The sequence below is a fragment of the Vibrio sp. 378 genome, assembly GCF_033339435.1.
Map to the genome: position 1 here is coordinate 1 of NZ_JAWOUO010001286.1, position 503 is coordinate 503.

1 protein-coding gene is annotated in these 503 nt (G+C 43.1%); it reads right to left on the minus strand.

The window, feature by feature from the left end; genetic code table 11:
* Positions 1–37: 37 nt before the first annotated feature.
* The coding region (locus R7Q48_RS31595) for a GNAT family protein (protein ID WP_318134428.1) at positions 38–503 on the minus strand (466 nt) is incomplete at its 5' end.

A 503-nucleotide genomic window follows, 5' to 3' on the forward strand; every position in this document is an offset into this window, starting at 1 on the left:
CAAATAAGACTGACACCTTCTAATGCTTACCGCTGTCTTACAGCAAATCTGTTGGCAGAAGTGAATACACGACGCCATCTTTTGGTTTGCCATGGAAAATAAATCGATTTCTGGCGATGGCTTCTTTTTTTGCTCCAACGGATTCGATCAAAGCTTGGCTGGCGTTGTTATCAGGATCACAAACGATTTCAATACGAGTTAAGCTCAGTTTCGCAAAACAAAATTCTGCCAACGCTTTAATCGCCTCTTGAGCGTAGCCTTGTCTTTGGTAACGGTCTGCTACCCAATAACCAATACTCGCCATATTAAACGTATGGTAAAGCTCATTCACGGCTGCCATTCCCAGCAAGGTATTGCTATCTCTATCATAAATACCGAAACCAAATGCTTCCGTTTTGACCCAATTTAAACGTGTTGCTAGTAGAAAGTCTTGGGCATCTTTTAGCGAGACTTCTGCGTCACACCAATCAAGCCAAGTATGCAAAGATGGGGATTGGGAGAGC